We start from the raw sequence: 15,698 nt of genomic DNA on the forward strand, positions 1-15,698 counted from the left end.
CCGCCCCATGCGCGACGAGCAGCCCTTCGTCCTCGACCCCGCCAGTGCCGACCATCACGCCGAGGACCGGGCGCTGCGCGCCCGCGGCGCGGCCACCCGTGTGGACATTCTCGGCGTGACCGCGTGGTCCGTCTCGGATCCCGCCCTCCTGAAGCACCTGGCGACCCGCCCGTACGTCTCCAAGGACGCCCGGGCGCACTGGCCGGCCTTCGCCGAGACGGTCGCCACCTGGCCGCTCGCGCTCTGGGTGGCGGTCGACAACATGTTCACCGCCTACGGAGGCGACCACCGCAGGCTGCGCCGTCTGATCGCCCCGGCCTTCTCCCCCCGCCGGATAGCGGACCTGACACCGGTCGTCGAGGGCCTGGTCACGGACCTCCTCGACGAGCTGGACGCGCTGCCCGCCGGGGACGTGGTCGACCTGCGGGAGCGGCTGGCGTACCCGCTGCCGATCGCGGTCATCGGCCGGATGCTGGGCCTGTCCTCCGCCCGGCTGGCCGGGCTGCGCACGGTGGTCGACCGTGTCTTCGCCACCACCCTCTCCGCGGCGGAGGCCGCCGAGAACACGGCCACCCTGTACCGGCTGCTGGACGCGCTGATCGCGGAGAAGCGGGTCTCCCCCGGCGACGACATGACGTCCTTCCTCATCGCGACCCGTGACGAGGAGGGCGACGGCGGCACGCTGACCGCCGCCGAACTGCGCGGCACTCTCGTCCTGATGCTCAGCGCCGGGTACGAGACGACCGTGAACGTCATCGACCAGGCGGTCGCCTCCCTGCTGACCGACCCGGCGCAACTGGCCCACGTCCGCGCGGGGCGGTGCGACTGGGGCGACGTCGTCGAGGAGACGCTGCGCCACGAGCCGTCCATCAAGCACCTGCCGATGCGCTTCGCGCTCCAGGACATCCCGTTGCCCGACGGGCGGACGATCCGGGCCGGGGAGGCGATCCTCTCCTCGTACTCCGCCGCCAACCGGCACCCGGACTGGCACGGTGAGGACGCCGACCTCTTCGACGCGACCCGGGCCTCGAAGGAGCACCTGGCGTTCGGGCACGGCGTCCACTTCTGCCTGGGCGCGCCGCTGGCCCGCCTCGAACTCGTCACCGTGCTGCGGGAATTCTTCGCCCGCTTCCCGGAGGCCCGGCTCGCCGCACCCGCCGACTCCCTGCGGCCCCTGCCGACCCTCATCAGCAACGGGCACGTGGAACTTCCCGTCGTACTGCGGCCGGCCGACGCGTGACCTGGGGCCGGCCTCTGCCGTCGGCGGGTCCCGGCGGCCGTGCGGCCGGGGCCGGTGGCCCTCGGAGCGGGCACGACTCTCACAAGCGCGGTCCGAAGCCCCTCTTCCGGCAGGTGTGCGGGGGGCCGCCGAGGCCTGGGTCAGCCGGGCAGTTCCGCTTCGAGGAGCGCCAGTTCGGCCGCGGTCAGCGTGACCCGCGTGGCCTCGGCCGAGGCCGTGATGGAGGCCGGCCGGCTGGCGCCCGGCACCGGGATCACGGCCGGGGAGCGGGCCAGTAGCCAAGCCAGGGCGATCTGCTGGGGACTGACGCCGTGCGCGGCGGCGAGGTCGTGGAAGGCGGTGCCGGCCGAGGTCGCGCCGGAGGGACCGTCGAGGGAGCTGCGGGAGATGCCGCCGAGCGGGCTCCACGGCAGGAAGGCCAGGCCGAGTTCGGTGCTGAGCCGCAGCTCGGGTTCGCTGTCGCGGACCGCCGGCGAGTACTGGTTCTGTACGGAGACGAGCCCGGCCCCGAGGATCGCGTGCGCCTCGCGGATCTGGGCGGTGGTCACGTTGGAGAGGCCCGCGGCGCGGATCGTCCCCGCGTCGAGCAGCTCGCGCAGGGCACCGACGGAGTCCGCCCACGGCACGTCGGGGTCCGGCTTGTGCAGCTGGTAGAGGCCGATGGCCTCGACGCCGAGGCGCCGGGCGGATGCCTCGGCCGCGCGCTTGAGGTGGTCCGGGGTCCCGGTGACGGTCCAGCTGCCGTCACCGGGGCGGCCGCGCCCGCCCTTGGTCGCGACGAGGACCTGCGAGGTGTCGCCGCCGTAGCGGGCCAGGGCGCGGGCGATGAGGAGTTCGTTGTGCCCTTCCTCCCCCGCGTGCCAGTGGTAGCTGTCGGCGGTGTCGATGAGCGTGACCCCGGCGTCGAGGGCGGCGTGCACGGTGGCGAGGGCGCGCCGTTCGTCCGGGCGGTGCTCGATGGAGAGCGGCATGGCGCCCAGGCCGACGGCGCCGACGGCGGTGTTCCCGATGCTGCGGAGCTGCATGGCGACCTTGTTCCTCGTTCCTCGGAGGGGAAGACGGCGGACACGGCGAGGCTTCGGCGGTGTCCCGGACCCGTTGCGTGGCTCCATCCTGGACACCTAGGGTCACCAGTGGAAGTAGTGATTCGCTGGATACGTATGAAGGAAAACTGTTGATCGACGTGCAGCGGCTCCGCGTCCTGCGGGCGGTGGCGGAACACGGCAGCTTCAACCGGGCGGCCCATGCCCTGCGCCTCACCCCTTCCGCGGTCTCTCAGCACGTGGCCGCCCTGGAACGCAGTCTCGGCACTCCGGTCGTCACCCGCAGCACACGCGGCGTCGTCCTCACCCCGCCCGGCCGGATCATGGTCGGTGCCGCCGAGTCGGTCGCCGCCGAACTCGCCCACGCGCGGCGGCAGGTCGACCGGCTGGGCACCGGACGCACCCAGCTCACGCTCGCCACCTTCACCAGCGGCGGCAGGCTGCTGCTCCCCGGCGCGCTCGGCCGGCTCACCGCCGCGCATCCCGGCACGGTGCTCCACGTACGGGAACACGAGCCCGAGGACAGTCTGCCCCTGGTCCGCGAGGGCACCGTGGACCTCGCGCTCGCCTACCGCTTCGACGGCCCGCTGCCCGGCCGGCCGGGGCGGAGCCGCAACGTGCGGTGGACCCGGCTCCTGGAGGACCCGCTGCGGGTCGTCCTGCCGGAGTCCCATCCGCTCGCGGACCGCGCCGCGCTCGACCTCGCCGAGCTGGCGGCCGAGCCGTGGGTGCTCGGCTGCCTCAAGACCGAGGCGTATCTGCGCCGTTACGCGGAGCGGGCCGGTTTCGACGTGGAGGTACGCGGCACGACCAGCGACTACTTCTTCGCCCGCTCACTCGTCGCGGCGGGCATGGGCGTCTCCCTGATCCCGTCCATCGCCTTGGATCCCCCGATGCCGGGGCTGCGCGCGGTTCCCGTCAACCCGCCGACGCCCACTCGGCACATCGGCGTCGCGACGATCGACCGCGGCCACGACCATCCCCCGGTCGCGACGCTCGTCGAGGCGCTGCGCGAGCGGGCGGCGGCGCTGAACGCGGCGTGAGCGGGGGCCGGTGCGGCCAGGGGCCCGTCGTCGGGCACGCACCGGCGTACCCGACGACTCAGCCCGGGAGGGAGCCGAGCCAGTCGACGAGCAGGCGGTTGACCTCGTCGGGGCGTTCCTGCTGGATCCAGTGCCCGCAGCCGTCCAGGACGTGACAGGAGGCCAGGCCCGGGAGGGTGGCCGGGAAGGCGTCGATCGCGTCGGCCATCCAGGCGGTGGAGGCGTCCAGGGCGCCGCCGGCGAACAGGGCCGGCTGCGTGATCGGGGCACCGGCGTATTCGGCGAGGTCTTCCCAGTCGCGGTCCATGTTCCGGTAGCGGTTGAGGGCTCCGGTCAGGCCGGTGCGCTCGAACTCCCCGGCGTACACGTCGAGGTCCTCCTCGGTCAGCCAGCCGGGCAGCGCGCCGCCGGGGAAACGGTCGCGCAGCCGGCCGCCGGCACGGGCCACGAAGTGCGGGTCGGGCGCTCCCTCGGCCGGCATGGTGTCGGCGGACAGGGCCGCGTAGAAGCCCGCGATCCAGCCCCGGACGTCGGGCTCGATCTCCGCCTCGGCGCGGCCGGGCTCCTGGAAGTACGAGACGTAGAACTCCTGCTCGGGACCGCCGATCCGGCCGAAGATCTCGGAGGGGCGGGGCCCGCCGGGCGGCGCGTACGGGACGCTCAGCAGCCCGACGGCGCGGAAGATCCCCGGGTGCAGGAGCGCGGAGGCCGCCGCGATGTTCGCCCCCCAGTCGTGTCCGACGACCACCGCGCCGTCCTCGCCGAGGGCGCGCACCACGGCGGCGTTGTCCGCCACCGGGTCGAGCATCCGGTAGGCGTCCGTCGCGGCCGGCCGGGAGGAACGGCCGTAGCCGCGGACATCGAGCACGACGGCCCGGTACCCCGCCGCCGCGAGGGCCGGGAGCTGGCGGCGCCAGGAGTACCAGGACTCGGGGAAGCCGTGGACGAGCAGGACCAGCGGTCCGGTGCCCTGCTCGACCAGGTGCAGGCGCCCGGCGGGTGCCTCGATGGTGTGGTGGCGCGGGCCGGCTGACGGCGCGGACGGGTGCATCGTTTCTCCTCGGTTCACGGGGTGGCCGCGGGTACCCGCTGATCATGCGGCGCCGTGGCCGCCCGACGCGAGCAGCCTTGCCGTCCTGGCAAACTGGCAGGACAGGGCCGGCGGAGGCGGCACGGCCGAGAGGGCGGGGCGAGATGACGGACGACGAGGTGGCCGACGCGCTGGCGGGCATGGGTCCCCGGCTGCGGGCCGCGCGCGAGCGACGGGGCGTCACGCTCACGGGTGTCGGCGAGGCGACCGGTATCGCGCCGAGCACGCTCTCGCGGATGGAGACCGGCCGGCGCAGGCCGACCCTGGACGTACTGCTGCGTCTCGCCAAGGCGTACGGCGTCTCCCTGGACGAACTGGCCGGCACCGCGCCCGCCCCCGCCCCCGCGCCCGGACCGCGCGCCGCGGCGCCGCGGCGGGCCGCCGACGGGAAGGCGGTGCTGCCGCTGACCCGGTACGTGGGCGGCCTGCACGCCCACAAGCACGTCCTGCCCGCGATCGACGCGCCGCCGGCCCGACCGCGGCAGGCCTCCCACGAGGGGCACGCGTGGCTGTGCGTCCTGTACGGACGGCTGTGGCTGGCGCTCGGCGACCGGGACGTGGTCCTGGACGCCGGGGACGTGGCCGAGTTCGACGGCCGCACCGCGCACGGAGTCGCGAACGCCGGCCCCGGCGGACCGGTCGAATACCTGATCATGTTCGGGCCTCAGGGGGAACGCCCCCGCCCGCGGACCCCGGTTCCCGGCGGCGGCCCCGGCGGCGGGGTCGGCGGCGGGGCCTGATCGACGCGTCGGGCCGTCGGTCCCGAGCGGAGCCGCCGTACGTCGCGCGCCGGCCGTGCGGATGCTCCCCGGCCCCGGAAAAAGAGGTGGCCGCCCCCGCCGCACCAGGCTGTCCATCCGTGTGCGGCGAGAGGCGGCCACCCGTCTCTGGGGAGGGCTCCTCCGGTGGTGCTACTCCGGCGGCGCCGCCTCCGGGGTGGTCGCGCGCAGGTCGGCGAGCAGTTCCGCCTGGCCCGCGAGAACGCCGGAGAGGATGGACCGCGCGACGGCAAGCAGTTCCGCCACCTGCGGGTCGGTCAGGGTGTAGTAGACGGCCGAGCCCTCGCGGCGGGCGACGACCAGGTTCGACCGTCGGAGCACCGCCAGCTGCTGCGAGAGGTGCGCGGGCTCGACCCCGACCTCGGCGAGCATCTCGGACACGGCGTGTTCGCGCCGGCTGAGCAGTTCCAGCACCCGGATGCGCACGGGATGGCCGAGCGTCTTGAAGAACTCCGCCTTCAGTTGGTAGAGGGGCGCGCTCAACGGCTCCACCCCCGCTCGCCGGGAAACGCCGCCGCCGGTGCGCCGGCCGTTCGCCCGCACTGCCACCGTGTCCATCGCGTCCCCCGTGTCCCTCGCGACCGCCGCGGCTCTCGCGTCCATCCCGCACTCATCGTCATGGGGCCATTTTCGCGTCTCCGGGGCCGCCGCACCGCGTCGGCCCCCGACCGAGTCCCGCGACGGGGCGCGGGGCGCCGCCCGCCGGGCACCCGTCGTACGCCCGCTCCGGCGTCCCTCACCGGGGCAGGGTGACCCATACGCTCTTCCCCTCGCCGTCCGGGTCCCGGCGGACCACGCTCGTACCGCCGGATCCGGCCATCACCTCGGCGATGACCGCGAGCCCGCCACCGCCCCCCGCGCCGGCGAGGACCCCCGGATGGTCGGGGTGCCGGTCGTGCACCGCGAAGGCGAGTGTCGTCGCGCCCGCGGCGAAGGTGACCGTGAGGCTGGGCGAGCGGGGCGCGGCGTGCCGGACGCTGTTGGTGACCAGTTCGCTGAGGATCAGCAGCGCCGGGCCCATGACGGGGTCGGTGCGTCCGATCCCCCACTCGGCGAAGGTCATCTCCGCCGTCTCGCGCACCACCCGTACCGCCGCCGGCAGCGTCGGCACCGTCAGGACGTGGCGCAGCGGCAGGGGCTCCGCCCGGGTGGTCGTGGTCACCGCGCCGCCGCCGTGCCGAGCCGGTAGCCGGTGACACTCTGCGGGGTGATCCGCAGCAGCGTGTCGTGCGGTCCGTACGTCCAGCCGGGCAGGGTGCGCCGGTAGTGCGCGGCCTCGGCGTCGCCGACCGGTTCGGCCGGGCCGGTGACGGTCACGCTCCAGCCGCCGCCCGCGCCCGTACCGATCTCGTCGGCGTGGTATGTGAGGGCGGGCCGCCCGCTGAGCACGTCGGCCTGGACGGGGGCCCGGACGACGAGCCGGCCGTACTCCATGACGTGGACGGCGGGGCGTACGAGGGTCTGTTCGCGGCGGGCGTGCACGAGGCGGCCCTGGGCCGCGCCTTCGAGGAGCCACAGGGCCTCGGCCCCGGTGACCTCGGTCATCCGGCGCGGGTTCGCCGGCGTCGGTGGTGTCGGTGTGGTCGGTGGGGTCGGTGTCTTCGGATTGGTCATCGGAGCGTCTTCCCCGCCTTCGCGGTCCGGCCGCCCGGGCGTCCCGTCGGCTGTACGGGCACGGACGCGGCGGTCGGCGCGGGGGTCGCGGCGGCGCTCTGTCCGGACAGGTGGGTCGGCGCGGGCAGGACCCCGGCGCCCTGGAGGTGGGCGCGGGCGCCGGCGATCGCCTCCGGGGTGGTGGCGAACTCCCGTCCGTCGAGCCGCAGCAGTTCCAGCGCGCCGACGGAGTCGAGCGCCCGGCGCTGCCCCGGCCGGATCCCGGAGGCGAGCACGACGATGCCGCGCCGGTTCAGTTTCTCCACCACGTCCTTGAGGACGAGCGCGCCGGTGGCGTCGATGGTGGTGACGCGGGACATCCGCAGGATCACCACGCGGACGTCCGCCACCTCGGCCAGTTCGAGGAGGAAGCGGTGGGCCGCGGCGAAGAACAGCGGGCCGTCGATGCGGTACGCGACGATGTGCTCGGCGAGCAGGGCGTGCTCCTCGGCACTGTGCTCGCCCGGCAGGTCGGCGCGGAAGTCGACCTCGGCGAGCCGGGCCTGCTTGGCCACGGCGCGCAGCGCGAGGGCGCCGGCCACCAGGAAGCCGATGATCACCGCGTACACGAGGTCGAGCGCCAGGGTGGCGACGGCGGTGAGGACGAGGACGACGGCGTCGGAGCGGGTGGCCTTGGCCATGGCGCGCAGCGAGCCGACCTCCACCATGCGGACGGCGGTGGCGATGAGGACACCGGCGAGCGCGGCGAGCGGGATCTTCGAGACGAGCGGGGCGGCCGCGAAGACGATCGCGGCGAGGACGGCCGCGTGGGTGAGGGCGGCGAGCCGGGACGAGGCGCCGGTGCGGACGTTGACCGCCGTACGGGCGATGGCGCCGGTGGCGGGGACGCCGCCGAACAGCGGGGCGACGAGGTTGGCGAGGCCCTGGCCGAACAGCTCCCGGTCCGGGTCGTGCTTCTGGCCCACGGTCATCTGGTCGGCGACCTGCGCCGAGAGCAGGGATTCCAGGGCGGCGAGCGCGGCGACCGCCACGGCCGGCGCGAGCAGCGAGCCGAACGCGGAGAGGTCGAGGAAGTCCAGGGACGGCGCGGGCAGTCCGGCGGGCAGGTCGCCGATCGGGGCGGCGGCGTCCAGGTGGAGGGCCTGGGCGACGACGGTGGCGGCGACCACCGCGACCAGGGAGAACGGGATGCCGGGCCGCCACCGGGCGCCGCCCAGCATGAGGGCGGCGACGCCGAGGGCGATCGCGACGGCGGTCCAGTTCGGGTTCTGGACGAAGGCCTCGACGGCGTTCCAGGTCACTTCGAGGACGCGGTCGCCCTCGGGCTTGGGGACGCCGAGGGCGTTCGGGACCTGCTGGAGGCCGATGACGAGCGCGATCCCCAGGGTGAAGCCCTCCACGACGGAGGCGGGGATGTAGGCCATGTACCGGCCGGCGCGGAGCACGGCGAGGCCGATCACTATGACGCCGGCGATCATGCCGACGGTGAGGACGCCGCCGGGGCCGTACTGCGCCACGATCGGGACGAGGACGACGGTCATCGCGCCGGTCGGTCCGGACACCTGGAGGTTCGAGCCGCCGAACAGCGCGGCGAGCGCGCCCGCCACCACGGCGGTCGCGAGGCCGGCCTCGGCGCCGAGCCCCGAGGAGACGCCGAAGCCGAGCGCGAGCGGCAGCGCGACGACGGCGACGGTCAGACCGGCGAGCAGGTCACGGCGCGGGTTGCGGGCCATGGCGATGAAGTCGGCGCGGACGGGCAGGAGGGCCCGCAGCCGGCGGAGCAGCGGGCTCATCGGGCCACGCTCCCGGTCTCGCGCAGCTCCTCCAGGAGCTCGCTGCGGCCGGCGAGCATCTCGGTGAGGATGCGCCGGGCGGCCTGCATCAGTTCGGCGACGTCGCCGCCGGCGAGCGTGTAGACCACGGTGGATCCCTCCCGGGTGGAGGTCACGATCCCGGACCGGCGCAGCACCGACAGCTGCTGGGACAGCGCCGAGGGTTCCACCTCGATCCTCGCGAGCAGGTCACGGACGGCCATGGGTCCGTTCTGCAGCAGTTCGAGCACGCGGATACGGACCGGGTGGCCCAGCATCCGGAAGAACTCGGCCTTCGCCTGGTACAGCGGAACCTGCACGGCCTCGGCACTCCTCACGCCCCGCGCGGGCGGGGCCTCGACTGGGGTTGTGCCCGCGGCTACCTGCGGGCACAACCACATCATCATGTAGCGAATTGCCAATTTCTGCAATTCACGCAGATGGCGAACCGCCGGTGACGAGCACCGTACGGCCCTCCGCCCGTCAGGCCTTCTTGACCACGCTGGACTTGAGCTGCATGGGGCCGAAGCCGTCCACCTTGCAGTCGATGTCGTGGCCGTCGACGCCGTCGACGAGCCGGATGTTGCGGACCTTGGTGCCGGCCTTGATGCCGCTCGGGCTGCCCTTGACCTTGAGGGTCTTGACGACGGTCACCGTGTCGCCGTCGGCGAGGATGTTGCCGACGGAGTCCCGGATCACCTTCTCGCCGTCGTCCTCGGCACTCTGACCGGCAGCGGCGGACGGGGTCCACTCATGGGCGCACTCGGGGCAGACCAGCAGCGCACCCATCTCGTAGGTGTAGGCGCTGGAGCATTCGGGGCACGGGGGCAGATTCTCGTTCACCGCGCGATTCTACGAGCGGAACCGTAAATTGCGAAAATCGGCAAATCGCGGATCCGGTAGCCGCGGGCCTGGCGAGGCAGACCCCGCGGCGGGCTTCAGCCGGCCGTACGGTGAGCGGTCTCACCCGGCGCCAGGACGCGGGTGAGGAGCGCCGCCAGGAGCAGGGCGGCGAGAGCGGTCAGGGCCGTGCCCGGCCAGCCGAAGGCGTCGAGCAGCGGAGCCGACACCGAGGTGCCGAGCGCGCCGGTCGTGAAGTAGAGGACGAGATAGACGCTGCTCAGACTGCCGGAACGGGCGGGGTCGAGCGCGATGATCCGGCTCTGGTTGGCGGCCTGCGCGGCGAAGCAGCCGGCGTCGAGGAGCGCGAGGCCGAGCGCGGTGACCGCGGGGGTGCGCAGGCCGGTGGCCAGGAGGACGGCGCCGGCCGCGGCGGTGAGCAGCGAGCCGGTGATCACCGTGCGCGGCGCGTACCGGTCGGCGAGGCGGCCGGTGAACGGGAGGGCGGCGAAGCCGAGCAGGCCGGCCAGGCTGTACAGGCCGATGGCGGTGGGTTCCAGCGCGTACGGCGGCTGCGCGAGGGCGAGGGCGAGGGTGACCCAGACGATGTTGAACGCGAAGTACCACAGCCCCCCGGTGATCACGGCGCCGCGCAGTCCGGGCCGGTCGCGCAGCAGCGGCGGCAGGGCGGCCAGCGTGGCCCCGTAACCGCGCCGCTCCGGCGGCCGCTGCCGGGGCAGCAGCACCGCCGCCGCGAGCGCGCCGAGCAGGACGAGACCGGCGAAGACGAGGAGCATCCGCCGCCAGCCGAACGCGTCGGTGAGGGCGCCGCCGACCAGCCGGCTGAGCAGGATGCCGGCCGACATGCCGGCGGCGACGGTGGCGACGCCGGTCCCCCGGCGGCCGGGCGGGGCGTGACGTCCGGCGATGTTGCCGGCCTGGGCCGCGACGCTCGCGGCGGCGCCGATGAGCAGGTACGCGGCCAGCAGCGGGAGCGGGCCGTGCGCGGTCGCGGCGAGGGCGAGGCCGGCGGCCAGGGCGGTGAGCTGCGCGGCGACCAGGCGGTGGGGGGCGAGGTGGTCGGTGAGGGGCAGCAGGAGGGCGAAGCCGGTCATCGAGCCGGCGAGCGCGGCCGTCGGGACGAGGCCGATCACCGACAGCGGGACGTCCAGGTCGGCGGCGACGGCGGTGAGCGCGGGCTGGAGGGCGTAGTTGTTCGCGATCGCCGTCCCGGCTATGAGCGCGAGGAGGAGCGTCCCGCCCCGGGGCAGGGGCCGGGTCACGGGCGCACGCCGCGGGTGAGGACGACGGCGTAGCGGCAGGGGGTGTCGGTGGTGTTGGCGAAGACGCGCGCGGTGGGCGCGCCGAGTTCGACGGTGTCGCCGGGGCCGAGTTCGTGGACCGTGTCGCCGTCGTGGAAGGTCAGCCGGCCGTCGAGGACCCAGACGAGCTGGCGTACGAAGGCGAAGGCGGCGGCCGGGTACGGCACGCGGGCGCCGGCCGGCAGCCGGATCTCGGCGACCTCGGCGGGGAAGCGCGGGCCGGTGATCTGGCGGCGCCGGTAGCCGGTGTCCGGGTCGCACCACTCGTCGGCGTCGTCCCGGCGGCGTACTCCCCCTCCCGCGTCGACGGCTCCCCCGCCGGCCGGTCCGTCGTGCCCCTCGGCGCCTTCGGCACCTTCGGCGAGGGCGAGCAGGGACGCGACGGTGAGTTCGAACGCCGCCGAGAGCTTGCCGAGGACCACGGCCGTGGGGCTGCTCTCGCCGCGTTCGATCCTGCTGATCATGGCCTGGGAGACACCGGAGGCGTCCGCGAGCCGGGCCAGGGTCCAGCCGCGCCGTTCCCGTTCGACGCGGACGCGGGCAGCGATCCGCCCCACCAGGGGATCTACTATGTTGGACATGAATCCAATATACGAGACGCAGCCCGCCGCGCCGGTCGTGCGCCCGGCCCGCCTGGAGGACGCGGAGGCGATCCGGGCGATCCGCAACCACGCGATCGAGCACTCGACGGCCCTGTGGACGCGGACCCCGCAGTCCCCCGCGGAGGGGGCCGCCTGGCTCGCCGTCCACCTGCGGCGCGGTTCGGCGCTCGTGGCCGAGGCGGACGGCGAGGTGGCGGGTTTCGCGGTCTACGGCCCGTGGCGCGAACTGGACGGTTTCCGGCACACGGTGGAGGACTCGGTGTACGTACGGGAGGGCCGGCACGGCCTGGGCATCGGCTCCGCGCTCCTCGCCGCCCTCATCGAGTCCGCCCGCGCGGCCGGCCATCATGTGGTGATCGCGGGCATCGAGGCGGAGAACACCTCGTCGATCCGGCTGCACCAGCGCTTCGGGTTCGAGCACGTCGGCACGGTGCCGGAGGTCGGCACGAAGTTCGGCCGCTGGCTCGATCTGGCGCTGCTGCGGCTGCCGCTGTCCTGACCGGCCATTGCCGCGTCGGGCGTCCGTCGCCCGGTCAGCGGGCGCCGAAGACCTGCGTCCAGTAGGGGCCTCCGGAGGTGTGCAGCCCGATGCCGATCTCGCGGAAGTCGCAGTTGAGGATGTTGGCGCGGTGGCCGGGGCTGTTCATCCAGCCCTCCATCACCTCGGCCGCGGTGGCCTGGCCCTTGGCGATGTTCTCGCCGTACGTGGACCACTGGTAGCCGGTGGCGGTGACGCGCTCGCCGGGGCCGTCGCCGTCCGGGTTGGTGTGGTCGAAGAAGTCACGGGCGGCCATGTCGTCGGACTGCCCCTGCGCGGCACGGGTCAGCAGGGAGTTCTCGGTGAGCGGTCCGCAGCCGGCCCGGGCGCGTTCGGCATTGACAAGGGAGACGACCTGCTGGGCGGCGGACGAGGAGCCGCTCTGGCCGGCGGCGGGCTTCGTGGCCTGGGGGCGCGACGCGGGCGCCTTGCTCGGGGGCGGGGTGGCCTTGTGCGTCGTCCGGCTCGGGGTGGGCTTGGGCGAGGCGGTCTTCTTGGGCTTGGCCGACGCGGAGGGGGTCGGGGACGCCGTCGCGGTCGCACTCGGGGACGGGGTCGCGGTCGGGCCGGCGGTCGCGGCCGTGGCGATGTCGGGGGCCGCGGCGCGGGTCGCGTCGGCCGGGTCGCCGTCGCCGTCCTCGGGGGTGGTGGTGAGGTAGAGGGAGCCACCGGCGACCGCGACCACGGCTATGCCCGCGGCGGCGACGGCACGGCGGCGGCCGCGCTTGCGCTCGCGCTCCTTGCGGCGGGAACCGCGCGGCCCCGACCCGGCGGCGTGCCGGGCGCCGCCCTCCTCACGGGCACCCGCCCGCGCGCCGGATATCGTCTCGTGGCCCCGCGTCATCTCGTTCCCCTGCTCCCTGCCGTATCCCGTCGTCTCGTATCCGGCCGCCTCGGCCCCCGCCCCGGTCCCGGCGGAGGCGACGAGTTCGAGGCCCGCGCGCTCGCGGACGCCGGCGAGGAGCGCCGCGGCCGGGGGGACGAGGAGCAGTCCGGCGAGCAGGCCCTCGGCGGGCACGAGGCCGTTCCAGAGGCCGGCGCAGTGCGGGCAGGTACGGGCGTGCCGGGCGATGCGCTTGCGCCAGAGCGCGGAGGGGTGGCCGTCCCAGCCGGCGAGGCCGGTCCGCAGGTCCGGGCAGAGCGGCCGGGTGCCCAGGGCGCGGACGACGATCCGGGCGGTCTCCAGCTGTTCCTTCATGCGCTGGACGCGTACGGCGGTGTGCTCCGGCGTCAGTTCCAGGGCGGCCGCGACCTCGTGGCGGGTGACCTCGCCGGCGCATTCCAGCCACCAGAGCGAGAGCAGCGCGCTATCCTCGGGCGCCAGCCAGCGGGTCGCCTGGGCGGTCTCGCGCCGCTGGCCGGACAGGTGCAGCCGGGCGACGGTCAGCTCCACGAAGTCGGCGCCGGGGTGGGCGAGGTCGCGGGCGTCGTCGAGGGCGTCGGTGGCCTGGCCGGCCTTCTGGCGGTGCCAGTGGGCGCGCAGGGTGTTCATGGTGATGGCGACGAGCCAGGAGCGGAAGCTGTCCGGGGAGCGCAGGGATCCGAGTCCGTCGAGCGCCCGCAGCATCGTCTCCTGGACGACGTCGTCGACGTCGTGGTGTCCGTTCAGTGCCCGGCCCACGATGTTGTAGACGAGTGGCAGATGCGTGCCGACGAGCCGGTCGCGCGCGTCCGGGTCGCCGCTTTGTGCGGCCCTGACCAGCTCCGTACCGTTCATCGCTGCCATGCCCTGCTTCATCCTGTCCGTCCTGCCTGTTGCCGGTGCCCTGTATCTGGGAGATCACGGGGCGGGCCCCGGATAACGGAAAGCGCCGGGGATTTTTCCACTTCTCCGTCGGACGTCCGGAACGGGGGCGGCGCACGGGCCGGCCGGAGGCGAGACGACACGACCTGACGGCGGGTCAAGAGGAGTAAAACTCCAGGGAATTGGTCTATGCCAATCATCGCCACGATGGGCAGGGGAAACGGCGACGGGCGACCCGGTCCGGTCTAGTCGCACTTTGGTCCAGACCATTGACCCGGTTCGGGGGCCGCGGCTATCCCCTTACTCAGCGCCCGCACCCGTTCGACTCCGCGTCATCCCCCGCGGACCGCACCACCCGGTACCACCCCGCACCATCCGGCACCTCCGCACCACCCCGTACCCTCCGCACCGCCGCGGGCGCCCGCCCCTCGACCACCCCCTCACACCCTGGGACTGACATGAGACGCATGCGTTCCCTGCGCGCGATGCTCGCGGCCGTCACCACCACCGTCGCCGCGGCCGGCCTGACCGCGCTCGCGGGCGGCACCGCCCAGGCCGCGACCCCGCTGCCGTCGCGGGTCTTCGCCCCGTACTTCGAGTCGTGGACCGGCGAGAGCCCGGCCGCCCTGGCCGCCGCCTCCGGCACCAAGCACCTGACCATGGCGTTCCTCCAGACCGCCACGAAGGGCTCGTGCACGCCGTACTGGAACGGCGACACCGGGATGCCGATCTCCTCGGCCGTCTTCGGCAACGACATCAAGACGATGCAGGCCCGCGGCGGGGACGTGATCCCCTCCTTCGGCGGCTACACCGCGGACACCACCGGCACCGAGATCGCCGACAGCTGTACCGATGTCAACAAGATCGCCGACGCGTACGAGAAGGTCCTCACGACGTACGAGGTGAGCCGCCTCGACATGGACATCGAGGTCGACTCGCTCGACGACAGCGCGGGCGTCGACCGCCGCAACAAGGCCATCAAGATCCTCCAGGACCGGGCCGCCGCCTCCGGGCGCACCCTGGAGATCTCGTACACGCTGCCCACCACGACCGCCGGCCTGGCGCCCAGCGGGCTCGCCGTCCTGAAGAACGCCGTGACCAACGGCGCGCGCGTCGACGTCGTCAACCTGATGACGTTCGACTACTACGACAACGCCGCGCACGACATGGCCAAGGATACCCAGACCGCGATCCAGGGGCTGTACAACCAGCTCGCCAAGCTCTACCCGAGCAAGACCCCGGCGCAGCTGTGGGGCATGACCGGCATCATCGAGATGCCCGGCGTCGACGACTTCGGCCCGGCCGAGACCTTCACCCTGGACAACGCCCGCACCGTGTACGACTGGGCCGTCTCCAAGGGCGTCAACACCCTGTCGTTCTGGGCGCTCCAGCGGGACAACGGCGGCTGTCCGGGCGGCCCGGCGGCCGACGACTGCTCGGGCATCGCGCAGAACACCTGGGACTTCAGCCACATCTTCAGCCCGTTCACGAACGGCGGGCCGACCGTCCCGGGTGACGACTTCTCGCTGACGGCCACCCCGTCCTCGGGCTCCGTCACGGCGGGCGCCTCGGGGACCACCACGATCGGCACCGCGGTCACCCAGGGCGCGGCCCAGTCGGTGAGCCTGGCGGCGAGCGGCGTACCGACCGGTGTCACCGCCTCGTTCAGCCCGGTCTCGGTCACGGCCGGCGGGACCTCGAAGCTCACCCTGGCGACGACCGCGAACGCGGTGTCGGGGACGTACCAGATCACCGTCACCGGCAGCGGCCCGTCCGCCGCGCACACCGCGACGTACACGCTGACGATCACCGGCGGCAACGGCAACCCGTGCACGGCCGCGCCGTGGGCCTCGGCCACCGTCTACACCGGCGGCCAGCAGGTCTCGCACAAGGGGCACAACTGGAAGGCCAAGTGGTGGACGACGGGCGAGGAGCCCGGCACCACCGGCGAGTGGGGCGTCTGGCAGGACCTCGGCGCCTGCTGAGCCCGCTGATCCGGCGGTACGACGCGCGTCACCACGCGGGTCTCCGA

16 protein-coding genes are annotated in these 15,698 nt (G+C 74.1%); 5 read left to right on the top strand and 11 right to left on the bottom strand.

Annotated features, from left to right (window positions below; all coding sequences use genetic code 11):
• Positions 1 to 7 precede the first annotated feature (7 nt).
• The gene (locus ABZ693_RS03730; protein WP_359872949.1) at positions 8 to 1,240 is read left to right on the top strand and encodes a cytochrome P450 family protein; all 1,233 of its coding nucleotides are present in this window, start codon (positions 8 to 10) and stop codon (positions 1,238 to 1,240) included.
• Positions 1,241 to 1,380: 140 nt separating this feature from the next.
• Here the strand turns inward: ABZ693_RS03730 and ABZ693_RS03735 are convergent, their stop codons facing one another.
• The gene (locus ABZ693_RS03735; protein ID WP_359872951.1) at positions 1,381 to 2,265 is read right to left on the bottom strand and encodes an aldo/keto reductase; all 885 of its coding nucleotides are present in this window, start codon (positions 2,263 to 2,265) and stop codon (positions 1,381 to 1,383) included.
• Positions 2,266 to 2,414: 149 nt separating this feature from the next.
• Here ABZ693_RS03735 and ABZ693_RS03740 point away from each other — a divergent pair, with 149 nt between their 5' ends.
• A complete protein-coding gene (locus tag ABZ693_RS03740) occupies positions 2,415 to 3,326 on the top strand; it encodes a LysR family transcriptional regulator (protein WP_359872953.1) in 912 nt (303 codons plus the stop codon).
• Between the two features lie 58 nt (positions 3,327 to 3,384).
• Here ABZ693_RS03740 and ABZ693_RS03745 read toward each other — a convergent pair whose 3' ends face one another.
• Positions 3,385 to 4,377, bottom strand: coding sequence for an alpha/beta fold hydrolase (locus ABZ693_RS03745; protein WP_359872955.1), 993 nt, complete (start codon positions 4,375 to 4,377; stop codon positions 3,385 to 3,387).
• Positions 4,378 to 4,520: 143 nt separating this feature from the next.
• Here ABZ693_RS03745 and ABZ693_RS03750 point away from each other — a divergent pair, with 143 nt between their 5' ends.
• A complete protein-coding gene (locus ABZ693_RS03750) occupies positions 4,521 to 5,156 on the top strand; it encodes a helix-turn-helix domain-containing protein (protein ID WP_359872957.1) in 636 nt (211 codons plus the stop codon).
• A gap of 171 nt (positions 5,157 to 5,327) precedes the next feature.
• On the opposite strand, the gene ABZ693_RS03755 is transcribed toward ABZ693_RS03750, so the two are convergent.
• From ABZ693_RS03755 to ABZ693_RS03790, 8 genes are all read right to left on the bottom strand, one after another.
• Complete coding sequence (locus tag ABZ693_RS03755) at positions 5,328 to 5,678, bottom strand: ArsR/SmtB family transcription factor (RefSeq protein WP_359873267.1); 351 nt, start codon at positions 5,676 to 5,678, stop codon at positions 5,328 to 5,330.
• Between the two features lie 253 nt (positions 5,679 to 5,931).
• Positions 5,932 to 6,357: an ATP-binding protein gene (locus ABZ693_RS03760; protein WP_359872959.1), complete on the bottom strand. Its 426-nt coding sequence runs from the start codon at positions 6,355 to 6,357 to the stop codon at positions 5,932 to 5,934.
• Positions 6,354 to 6,740 (bottom strand): pyridoxamine 5'-phosphate oxidase family protein, encoded by a 387-nt coding sequence (locus ABZ693_RS03765; protein ID WP_359872961.1) that lies wholly within the window; start codon positions 6,738 to 6,740, stop codon positions 6,354 to 6,356. Before ABZ693_RS03765 ends, ABZ693_RS03760 begins: the two co-directional genes overlap by 4 nt.
• 65 nt (positions 6,741 to 6,805) lie before the next feature.
• Positions 6,806 to 8,602 carry a SulP family inorganic anion transporter gene (locus tag ABZ693_RS03770; protein ID WP_359872963.1) on the bottom strand — a complete coding sequence of 599 codons (1,797 nt, stop codon included), beginning with the start codon at positions 8,600 to 8,602 and terminating at the stop codon, positions 6,806 to 6,808.
• Positions 8,599 to 8,940, bottom strand: coding sequence for an ArsR/SmtB family transcription factor (locus ABZ693_RS03775; RefSeq protein WP_359872965.1), 342 nt, complete (start codon positions 8,938 to 8,940; stop codon positions 8,599 to 8,601). Before ABZ693_RS03775 ends, ABZ693_RS03770 begins: the two co-directional genes overlap by 4 nt.
• Before the next feature lie 163 nt (positions 8,941 to 9,103).
• Positions 9,104 to 9,463, bottom strand: a complete 360-nt coding sequence (locus ABZ693_RS03780) for a zinc ribbon domain-containing protein YjdM (RefSeq protein WP_359872967.1) — start codon at positions 9,461 to 9,463, stop codon at positions 9,104 to 9,106.
• Positions 9,464 to 9,558: 95 nt separating this feature from the next.
• Positions 9,559 to 10,743, bottom strand: a complete 1,185-nt coding sequence (locus tag ABZ693_RS03785; RefSeq protein WP_359872969.1) for an MFS transporter — start codon at positions 10,741 to 10,743, stop codon at positions 9,559 to 9,561.
• Entirely contained in the window at positions 10,740 to 11,363 is a 624-nt protein-coding gene (locus tag ABZ693_RS03790) for a helix-turn-helix domain-containing protein (protein WP_359872971.1), read from the bottom strand. The genes ABZ693_RS03785 and ABZ693_RS03790 overlap by 4 nt, the downstream gene beginning before the upstream one ends.
• Between ABZ693_RS03790 and ABZ693_RS03795 the strand changes: the two genes are divergently transcribed.
• Positions 11,362 to 11,883 carry a GNAT family N-acetyltransferase gene (locus ABZ693_RS03795; RefSeq protein WP_359872973.1) on the top strand — a complete coding sequence of 174 codons (522 nt, stop codon included), beginning with the start codon at positions 11,362 to 11,364 and terminating at the stop codon, positions 11,881 to 11,883. The genes ABZ693_RS03790 and ABZ693_RS03795 overlap by 2 nt on opposite strands.
• Positions 11,884 to 11,917: 34 nt before the next feature.
• On the opposite strand, the gene ABZ693_RS03800 is transcribed toward ABZ693_RS03795, so the two are convergent.
• Entirely contained in the window at positions 11,918 to 13,648 is a 1,731-nt protein-coding gene (locus ABZ693_RS03800) for a sigma-70 family RNA polymerase sigma factor (RefSeq protein WP_359872976.1), read from the bottom strand.
• A gap of 476 nt (positions 13,649 to 14,124) precedes the next feature.
• Between ABZ693_RS03800 and ABZ693_RS03805 the strand changes: the two genes are divergently transcribed.
• Positions 14,125 to 15,651 carry a glycosyl hydrolase family 18 protein gene (locus ABZ693_RS03805; RefSeq protein ID WP_359872978.1) on the top strand — a complete coding sequence of 509 codons (1,527 nt, stop codon included), beginning with the start codon at positions 14,125 to 14,127 and terminating at the stop codon, positions 15,649 to 15,651.
• Positions 15,652 to 15,698 lie beyond the last annotated feature (47 nt).

This window comes from Streptomyces laurentii (genome assembly GCF_040635425.1).
Lineage (GTDB): Bacteria > Actinomycetota > Actinomycetes > Streptomycetales > Streptomycetaceae > Streptomyces > Streptomyces laurentii.

Bases quoted from the DNA above. Each gene is read 5' to 3' on its own strand.
- ABZ693_RS03800 (WP_359872976.1), bottom strand. From the start codon at position 13,648: ATGGCAGCGATGAACGGTACGGAGCTGGTCAGGGCCGCACAAAGCGGC.
- ABZ693_RS03745 (WP_359872955.1), bottom strand. From the start codon at position 4,377: ATGCACCCGTCCGCGCCGTCAGCCGGCCCGCGCCACCACACCATCGAG.
- ABZ693_RS03790 (WP_359872971.1), bottom strand. From the start codon at position 11,363: ATGTCCAACATAGTAGATCCCCTGGTGGGGCGGATCGCTGCCCGCGTC.
- ABZ693_RS03730 (WP_359872949.1), top strand. From the start codon at position 8: ATGCGCGACGAGCAGCCCTTCGTCCTCGACCCCGCCAGTGCCGACCAT.
- ABZ693_RS03735 (WP_359872951.1), bottom strand. From the start codon at position 2,265: ATGCAGCTCCGCAGCATCGGGAACACCGCCGTCGGCGCCGTCGGCCTG.
- ABZ693_RS03765 (WP_359872961.1), bottom strand. From the start codon at position 6,740: ATGACCGAGGTCACCGGGGCCGAGGCCCTGTGGCTCCTCGAAGGCGCG.
- ABZ693_RS03805 (WP_359872978.1), top strand. From the start codon at position 14,125: ATGAGACGCATGCGTTCCCTGCGCGCGATGCTCGCGGCCGTCACCACC.
- ABZ693_RS03795 (WP_359872973.1), top strand. From the start codon at position 11,362: ATGAATCCAATATACGAGACGCAGCCCGCCGCGCCGGTCGTGCGCCCG.
- ABZ693_RS03750 (WP_359872957.1), top strand. From the start codon at position 4,521: ATGACGGACGACGAGGTGGCCGACGCGCTGGCGGGCATGGGTCCCCGG.
- ABZ693_RS03770 (WP_359872963.1), bottom strand. From the start codon at position 8,602: ATGAGCCCGCTGCTCCGCCGGCTGCGGGCCCTCCTGCCCGTCCGCGCC.